2 protein-coding genes are annotated in these 2,248 nt (G+C 45.6%); both read left to right on the forward strand.

The annotated features are described in order from the left end of the window. Positions 1 to 72: 72 nt before the first annotated feature. Entirely contained in the window at positions 73 to 1,797 is a 1,725-nt protein-coding gene (locus LGZ98_RS23490; RefSeq protein WP_158536574.1) for a transposase, read from the forward strand. After that, on the forward strand, positions 1,683 to 2,138 hold the full coding sequence (gene tnpA / locus LGZ98_RS23495) for an IS200/IS605-like element ISPlu5 family transposase (protein WP_113042941.1): 456 nt from the start codon (positions 1,683 to 1,685) through the stop codon (positions 2,136 to 2,138). The genes LGZ98_RS23490 and tnpA overlap by 115 nt, the downstream gene beginning before the upstream one ends. The last annotated feature ends 110 nt before the right edge of the window (positions 2,139 to 2,248 follow it).

The following is a 2,248-nucleotide window of genomic DNA, read 5'->3' on the forward strand; positions in this document are numbered from 1 at the left end:
CATAAAGAGGGTGTCGCAAAAGGTCATGTTATCCATTAAAATCTGCGCTCTTCCTTTAGGCGCAGATCTTTTATGACCTTATTCATTCGAAAACGGGAACCGTCTGCTTACACCAAACGTCAGTTTGTCAAAGCTCAGCACTTACCTGTATTGGATGGCTCCCTTTCCCTTTCTGATTATCTCAGGCAAATGGGGGAGCGTTGCGCATTTATTGTTGCTGACATTCTTGATGAGCAAGATTGGGGCCCCTTTGAACGCCATTATGCTTCGACAGGGAGAGCCCCTTATTCTCCACGCTCCATGATGGGGATCCTGCTTTATGGGATCATGAAAGGACACTGCTCGCTCAGAGAACTTGAACGACTTGCGCGTTTAGATTTAGGCTGTATTTTTGTCAGCCAGGGAATTACGCCCGATCATGCCAGTCTTGGGCGTTTTATTTATCAGCACCAATCCGTCCTGACGGGACCGTTTTTTAAGGCACTGACCTTATCCATTTTGCACCGCAGTCGTTCGGACGGCTCGTGCCTGGCCGGTGACGGGACAGTGATAGAGGCGGCCTGTTCTCATTACCACCTTTTAACTCAGGAAGCGATTTCACGTGAAAAAAATACTCTCACGGCTACCCCTGCCACAGCGCAGACAGAAAAACGCATAAAGCAATTGGAACAGGGAGCCAACGTATTACGGCGCCGACAAGAAAATCGCGAAAAAAAAGGGAAGGATGCCAGCCAACTGCGTATCAATCCAACAGAACCCGAAGCCGTCGTCCAGAAACTCAAGCGGGGAAGAGGATTTTCAACTTCCTATAAACCGTCTGTTTTAGTCAACAACAGACGTATTATCGTCGCTCAAACGGTCGCCCCCTCCAGTGAAACCCAAGTGATGGCCGCGTTATTGGCGCAGAATCTCACTATCTCGGGAGGTCACCCGGAAAAGCTGTTATTGGATGCCGGTTATTTCCATGACGATGTGATTGCTGAGGCGAAGAAACATCAGATCTTGCTGTTTTGTACAGAAAATTCAGACCGACAGCGTACCCGAAAAATCTATCCTAAATCCTTATTTACTTATGATGCTGAGCAAGATTGCTATATTTGTCCTGCTCATCACCAATTGTCCCTGCAAAGTACAGTGAAAGCCACTGAAAAAACGCGGACCTATCGGGTTTATCGCGCTGACAATTGTGCCGGATGCCCGAAGAAAGCGGGCTGCACAAAGGCTAAAGGAGGAAGAAAAATAAAACGTTATCCGGAAGATGAAGGGCGGGAGACACTTCGTTTGCATATGGCCCGACCGGAGTCAAAACAGATATTGAGTCAACGGAAGAGCCTGGTAGAACCGGTATTTTCGGCATTACGGGGAATTCAGAGACTGGAACGCTTTCGGCGTAAGGGATTGTCAGCGGTAAAGCTGGAGTTTTCCCTGCATGCAATGGCCTATAACTTATCAAGAGCGGTGGCTCTGATATTAGGGATTATTTTTAGCCTGTTATCCATACAAATAACAGGCTGCCCAAAGTCAGTGATTGAATTTAACTTGATGCTTGAAAAAGTGACCTCAACCCTTTTGCGACACCCCCTATGCGGGTGGAAATCAAGGGTTATACCAAGAAAAACACCTTTCCGTTACGATATAGATGTTCAAGCTAATATACGTAACTCAAATAAGGAAAGGTGTTTATGGGAATTAAAGCACAAAGCTCAGCACATACAAAGTGGCTGTGCAAATACCACATCGTCTTTTCGCCGAAATACAGACGAAAAGTCATTTTTACCCGTATCCGTTCGAGGATAGGTGAGATTTTACGAGACCTTTGTCAGTATAAAGGAGTAGAAATCATCGAAGGGCATCTCATGCCAGATCACGTCCATATACTGGTGAGTATCCCACCTAAAATAAGTGTTTCAAGTTTTATGGGATATCTAAAAGGTAAAAGCGCATTGATGATATTTGATAAGCACGCCAATTTAAAATACAAGTTTGGCAATAGGAAGTTTTGGTCAGAAGGATACTACGTGAGTACGGTAGGGCTAAATGAAGTCACAATCCGAAAATACATCAGAGAGCAAGAAAAGTCAGATTTAATGCAGGATAAGTTAAGTACACGAGAGCATGAAGACCCCTTCAAGGGGTAAGCCAAAGAAGCAAAGACACTTAGCTTGAACGAAGAGAAAGGGCGTCATTTAGGCGCAGTCGGTAATATGCCCTTATAGGGCTAGAGCAAACCACCCGCTATGCGGGTGGC

Origin of the sequence: Photorhabdus kayaii (assembly GCF_025384895.1) — a bacterium.
GTDB lineage: Bacteria > Pseudomonadota > Gammaproteobacteria > Enterobacterales > Enterobacteriaceae > Photorhabdus > Photorhabdus kayaii.

What these genes read in the sequence shown, in the direction of transcription:
- LGZ98_RS23490 (WP_158536574.1), top strand. Translation starts at nt 73, where the DNA reads ATGACCTTATTCATTCGAAAACGGGAACCGTCTGCTTACACCAAACGT.
- tnpA (WP_113042941.1), top strand. Translation starts at nt 1,683, where the DNA reads ATGGGAATTAAAGCACAAAGCTCAGCACATACAAAGTGGCTGTGCAAA.